This window comes from Levilactobacillus angrenensis, from assembly GCF_003946085.1.
Classification (GTDB): Bacteria; Bacillota; Bacilli; order Lactobacillales; family Lactobacillaceae; genus Levilactobacillus; species Levilactobacillus angrenensis.
Genome location: NZ_RHOB01000040.1, coordinates 1 through 5,596 on the forward strand (window position 1 = coordinate 1; position 5,596 = coordinate 5,596).

Consider the following 5,596-nt stretch of genomic DNA (forward strand, 5'->3'; position numbering starts at 1 on the left):
CAGCGATAATTTCTGTGGTAAGTTCATTCATGGGGAATGCCTCCTGTGATGTTTTCTGTGGTTACTAAATATCATAAGGGAAGGCATTCCCTATTTCTATACAATTTAGAAATCTTTTGTGCGTTTACACAAGATATTTTACGCTCTCTCCAAGCCGTGGTCATGAACAGATGAATAAGCGACCAGCCATTGCGCTAAGCAATGATCTAGTCTGTCAGACAAGTAACATGACGATTGTGGCTCCGATTAGCAGTACCAAGCGTAATTTTCCAATGTATCATCGACTAACTAGTAGTCAAACAGTATATGGAAAAGTATTATTAGATCAAACCATAGCCTTAGATTTACGGGCAAGACATGTCACTGATGAAACTATTGTCGATCATGTATCGCGTGAAGAACTAGAAGAAATAATCACTTTGTACAAATTATTATTTAGTATTGATGACAAATAGAAGAAGTTATTTCTTTAATATTAAAACAAATAACCCCCAATATCTATAATATAGATATTGAGGGTTATTCTTTCAATGTTTTCGAGGGGTCATTAGATAGTTATAGACCCTATAATTTAGTTTTACTTTCTATGCTTAAGAAATAGTAGTAAAACAAGTTGGATCAAGACGATAAAAATAAAGAAATGTAAACTTAATCACTCAAGACCGGTAGCTGTCATTTTTAGTACTTTATCGGGACTAAATACAACAATAGCCATAACTGATACAACCCGAATTAAGCTGCCAATAAACGCTCCCACAATAGTACCCGTCAAGTAAGGGACAGACTCACCAGGCACTACGAAAGAAATGTGTAACGCTAGGTACCCAGTACCAATTAAAATAAATACGAACAATAATAAATGATCAAACGAACCAAACCATTCCCTTAATTGATGTCCAGTTAAGGGAAAATGTGTTAGACAAATAGCTACACTAATCACATAAAGCATAACTAACCACCCATTACTTAGATTAAAACGTGTCATACTCGATATATAAGATAAAACGGTAAGAACCATCATAAACCCATAACTAATCTTAAATATCCTAAGGCTTTTCTTACTCAATTTGGAAATTTCACTCAACTTGTCAGTCATTACTTTGTCCTCCCTTAGCAAAATATCTAACGATATTGAAAAAACATCACTGATTTTAACCAATGTATTAATATCTGGATAATTTCGGCCATTTTCCCAACTAGAAACAGTTTTACGCGAAACTAATAAAGATTTTCCCATATCATCCTGGGTCATTTTGGCTTCTAATCTCAACGCTTTAATCTTTTCTTGAAATTTCATATTGCCCTCCCCCAAGACTCAACTATGGACAACCTCAACTATGGACAACTCGTATAAAAAAACAAGCTAGTATTTCCAGACAGCATTATATACACCTTAAGCCTGACAAGTATTAAGCCGTTCCGGCTCTCTCATGAGGGCTTTCCCTAAAAGTGGGGAAAACGGCTTCTTTGGAAACCTAAATGGTTGAATCGATAAAGTCATCGATACCAAACTCAGTTTTTAACCAACAAGCTACTCTCTTAGCAATCAACACGTCATTGTGAAAGTATGATATAAAAACATCATAATTATTTTCTGGAAAACAATTTAATAAATTTGAACGAAGTTTATGTATTCCTGATGAATACAATTCAAGGTTTTGAGAAGAAACATCCATAAAGTCTATTTTATCGCCGCTCTTGACAATATAACGTTTTTGCTAAAATTAAGAAAACTTTACCAAAAATGCCACCAATTTTTATTGCTTTTATTTTTATACACGTCCTCTTCTGAGGCATTATTTTGTCGTTTCTGAAATGGCCCAGAAGGTTCAAGTAAGCCACTTATTTTTTGAATATGGGCTTTTAACTCTCTATTTTCTTCTACAGTTGTTAATTGCAGTTGTTGTTGCTGATCTATTAATTTTGTTAGATGATCTATTTGTCGGTCTTTGGTAGCAAGCTGTTTATCACGTTGAAACTTTAAATCTTCTACTTCTCTTCTTAGAGTAGTAATTAGCTCATTATTTTCTTTGCTAGTCTTTGGTACTTTTCTGCTACCTGTTTGTTGGCTCTTTGCTACCAAAGGTTTTGCTACTTTACCTCTAATAATCTTTTCAGCTATAGGGCTAATCATGTTTGTACCTTGACTATCTTTTTGTCGGTTCTTTGTTGGTAGTCTTTGGTAGTGATATTGGATTGTTTGTTTAGAGACCTTCAATTCATCAGCAAGTTCTCTAATAGTTTTAGGCATGATTTCCAGACCCCTTTCGGAGTTCAGCAAGCATTTCTTGTCTTGCTTGATCTAGTATTTTTTTATCATGTTCGGCCTGTTTATTGGCTAATGCTTGTTTTTCAGTAGAACCTAAAGTTAAACCTTTAACTTTATCAATAGCACGCCATTTTTCTTGTTCTGTTAATTCACCATTATGCTCGATATTAAAAAGTTTTTGACGCTCATCTTGAAATTGTCCTTTCGAGAAATCATTCGCATCTTTTTTTTCTGACTTCCAGGAAAAGGAATAACCAATGACAGGTTTACCACGACCTTTACCGTATTTTTTTCGAACAGTTAGGCCCCTAAAAAGAGGGGTTAATTCTTCTCTGATTGGTTTAAGAACGTATCTATCAACGTCTCCCGGTTTTTTCCAATAACTTTTAGGAATATCAAGTAACTCAAAAAAATCTTCTTTTGATAAAAAAGCATAGCCAGTTGTTCTAAAGCCCTTTAACAACCTAAAAGCGGTTTTAGCATAACTGCTTCGAAGATCTCTAAATTCCGCTAAAGCATATCTAACCCACGTGTCTAAATTATTGAGAAGTGGCAAAGCATCTTTATATACTTCAATATCTATATAAGGAGAATCAGCTTCACCAACAATTCTAAACTTAGTAAACATAACAAACATTTCTCTATTTAATCCGGATTTACTACGTCTTCCAAAATGAAGGCCCATTAGCTTTTCATAAGTTCTTTGAATGTCATCTTCAAAGCGATTATTTGCAGTCGGTTTATAGTTGCTCAAATCTTTAAGTTGTTCAAAAGAAAATCTAACTGTTTGATCTCCCTTATCACGCATACGAGAAATAATTGAAAAAAATAGATTCATTTCAATAGGGGTGAATTTACGTAACGGAATTGTATTAAGTTCAGGATCATATTTTATAAGTTCATTGCTCATAATCACACCTCCACAACTATTATATAAAATCAACGATTGTTTATCAACGATCACTATAAAAAACCTCGTTGATAAACAGACAAAACCTCGTTGATAAACAGACAAAACCTCGTTGATAAACAGACAAAACCTCGTTGATAAACAGACAAAACCTCGTTGATAAACTTCTGTACGTCTTGGGAGAGTAAGGCTCAAGAGGGGTCTAAAAGAGGTTTAAAAGAGGTTTATAAAAGAGGTATATAAGAGGCACCACTGTACGAGATCAAAACCTAAAATCAAAAACACAAAGGAGTGAGCCAAAATCCGGCTCACATTAAACTCCATTCGCTACGCTCTTTGCGCCTCACTCCGTTCGTTGCCATAAAGGTGTGGCAAGCCACATTTATACGGGCGCTGACGCCCCGCACCCCGTCCAAGCTGAACCAGCTTGACCGTTTTTTCACTCGCCGTTAGGCAGGAAAGCAAAGTTTTATAGAAACTTTGGCTTTCGCCAATTCAGTGTTAAGACTGGTTAAGAGCTGTCAATTCCTTATGCTCCCACGCTTTGCTCGTCCGCTACCATTGACAGCAAACAGTTAGCCTTTCTAAAACATAATAAGAATTTAACTGCTATACTCCTTTTTAAGACCCTTATTTTTTATTCTCAGCAGTTTTAAGCACATTTACATATAATTATGCCAAAACAAAATAAAAAGCCCTCAGCGAGCTTTTAGAGGGCTAAACTACAAATCCTGGTCGATTAATAATATCTGCTTGTCTTTTTTGCAAAATGTAAGTGTACAAGGAATGATACAAATTCTGTTTGATCTCATCAGGTTCATGAACAAAAGCTTCAAACAATTCTTGAATATCAACTTGCCAAGGATCAACAAGCATTTCATCAATTGGCTTTAATACCTTTCTTTTCGTCCATCTGAGTTACTCCTAACATTAGCTAATTATTTCAGGTTTAAATTAAAGGCATCTTTTTACAGTTAGTTGTTCAAAGATTGTGATTAAGTTTAGAAAGAAAAACGGTATAAAGCAATTAAAAAGATTTGTTTGAGCGCAGCGAAATCTAATACAACTCTTTTTAGTATAAGCACAATCAACTTTAGTTGTTGTGTATAAGTGCGCATTGAACTAAAAAACACCTTTTATTTCAATGATCAAGTTAGCCATTTTTTAGCGGCATTAAACGGAATGAAATGAGTTTAATGCGCACTTACACCCCACCAAAATTTAGTGGGGGTTTGTGCTTAAAATCTGTCTCAGAAGTTGCCTTCGGCAACAACTAAAAACCCAAATAAAATTAACCAAAATCAATTTGATCTAACATGGTTTCGGTACTTGCTTGGTCTAACCCTAAATAAGCTAAAGTCATCTCTTCACTGGAATGATTGAGCAAATTCATGACTAAGCCAAATATTATAATTTGATTGCGTGTAGACGCGATAAGCACCGGTTTTGCGCATTGTATGGGTACCTAGATAATTAATTCCTAACAGATCACCAACCTTACTCATGATTTTGTAGAACTGTTTTTCCGTGATATGGCGCTCGGGGTGTTGAATTGAGGGAAAGAGCCATTCAGAATCCAGCTGATGATCAAGTAGCCATTGACGATACAATAAGAGCTCTGTTTGAACTGGTTTAAGGTACAAGGTATTTGGCTTACCCGTTTTTCGATCGTGAATGAACGCATTTTGTTTAATAGAACCGTCCAGATTAAAAATATCGGTCTGTTTTAAGTACATGACATCACTGACTCGTAGTAGCGTAGCTTTACCAACTTGAAAAATCGTATAGTTACGTCGGCCAGCTTTAAAATTATTGAGTAACGTATCTTGCACCTCTTTAAGAACGTTTGAATCTTTGATGGGTAAGACAACTTGTTGCATGTAAATGACCTCCAGTAAGAATATTTGCATTGTGTATCTACACGGGATATACTTAATTTGTAATAATAATTTAGGAGGGGGAAATATGGAACTTATTAAAGAACAAACACGCTTAGCAAAGTGGGGAAACTCGAAAGCTGCTAGAATTCCTAGCCAAATTATTAAACAACTGAAATTAGATGATAACCAAGATATGACAATAACCATTGAAAATGGATCAATTGTTTTAACACCAATAAAAAAGAACCCAACCAATATTCACGAACTATTTAAGGATTGGCAAGATGACGGGAAGAGGGATCACGAGCTTGATTGGGGAAAGTCAGAAGGTAATGAACTTCAATGGTAAGCCAAGGTGATATATTTTATGTTAACTTTAATCCAAGCCGGTAGCGTCAAGAATCTTGTGTAAATGAAATGCCTTCGTACATATAATATGTAACTAACTCAAATAAATGATGCTTCCAAGGTGTCCTGGAGTCCTTTAAAGCCTCGGTGGATCCGCTTCAGAGACTTCTCGTTATAAGCATTAAACTG

The 5,596-nt window shown here is 35.3% G+C and carries 5 protein-coding genes and 2 pseudogenes; 2 read left to right on the forward strand and 5 right to left on the reverse strand.

Going from position 1 to position 5,596, the window contains the following annotated elements; all coding sequences use genetic code 11:
- Positions 1–170: 170 nt before the first annotated feature.
- Positions 171–455: a type II toxin-antitoxin system PemK/MazF family toxin gene (locus tag EKM83_RS12720; protein WP_080475004.1), complete on the forward strand. Its 285-nt coding sequence runs from the start codon at positions 171–173 to the stop codon at positions 453–455.
- A 197-nt stretch (positions 456–652) separates the two neighbouring features.
- Here the strand turns inward: EKM83_RS12720 and EKM83_RS12725 are convergent, their stop codons facing one another.
- From EKM83_RS12725 to EKM83_RS12745, 5 genes and pseudogenes are all read right to left on the reverse strand, one after another.
- The gene (locus EKM83_RS12725; RefSeq protein WP_107696693.1) at positions 653–1,297 is read right to left on the reverse strand and encodes a helix-turn-helix transcriptional regulator; all 645 of its coding nucleotides are present in this window, start codon (positions 1,295–1,297) and stop codon (positions 653–655) included.
- Positions 1,298–1,735: 438 nt separating this feature from the next.
- Complete coding sequence (locus tag EKM83_RS12730; protein ID WP_107696692.1) at positions 1,736–2,251, reverse strand: DUF536 domain-containing protein; 516 nt, start codon at positions 2,249–2,251, stop codon at positions 1,736–1,738.
- Positions 2,244–3,179 (reverse strand): replication initiation protein, encoded by a 936-nt coding sequence (locus EKM83_RS12735; protein ID WP_125577923.1) that lies wholly within the window; start codon positions 3,177–3,179, stop codon positions 2,244–2,246. The genes EKM83_RS12730 and EKM83_RS12735 overlap by 8 nt, the downstream gene beginning before the upstream one ends.
- Positions 3,180–3,896: 717 nt before the next feature.
- Positions 3,897–4,110 (reverse strand): annotated as a pseudogene (locus EKM83_RS13575) (hypothetical protein).
- 360 nt (positions 4,111–4,470) lie between these two features.
- Positions 4,471–5,059, reverse strand: a pseudogene (locus EKM83_RS12745) (site-specific integrase).
- An 85-nt stretch (positions 5,060–5,144) separates the two neighbouring features.
- Between EKM83_RS12745 and EKM83_RS12750 the strand changes: the two are divergent.
- Complete coding sequence (locus EKM83_RS12750; protein ID WP_001748109.1) at positions 5,145–5,408, forward strand: AbrB/MazE/SpoVT family DNA-binding domain-containing protein; 264 nt, start codon at positions 5,145–5,147, stop codon at positions 5,406–5,408.
- Positions 5,409–5,596 lie beyond the last annotated feature (188 nt).